Origin of the sequence: Leucobacter celer subsp. astrifaciens (genome assembly GCF_001273835.1) — a bacterium.
GTDB lineage: Bacteria > Actinomycetota > Actinomycetes > Actinomycetales > Microbacteriaceae > Leucobacter > Leucobacter celer.
Genome location: NZ_JHEI01000014.1, coordinates 1 through 222 on the forward strand (window position 1 = coordinate 1; position 222 = coordinate 222).

1 protein-coding gene is annotated in these 222 nt (G+C 70.3%); it reads right to left on the bottom strand.

Annotated features, from left to right (window positions below):
• Positions 1-158, bottom strand: a 158-nt coding sequence (locus AMS65_RS19200) for an alanine racemase (RefSeq protein WP_306455214.1), incomplete at its 3' end; no start/stop codon positions are given.
• Positions 159-222: the final 64 nt, after the last annotated feature.

Below are 222 nucleotides of genomic sequence, written 5' to 3' on the forward strand. Positions count from 1 at the left end.
GCGAGCGCGGCCTCGGCCGCGCTCTTCGCGCCGTGACCGTCACCGTCTGCCTTCACGACCACGATGACCGCGCCGCCCGTGAGCTCGCGCACGCGAGCCACGTTGTGCCGGCTCGCCGGCTGCCAGATCTCGCCGACCCGCATCGACCCTGTTCTCATGCCTGCCCCCTTCCGTTCGACTCCACGAACACGAATCCGGTCGCCGATCCCCCGTCGTGAGTCA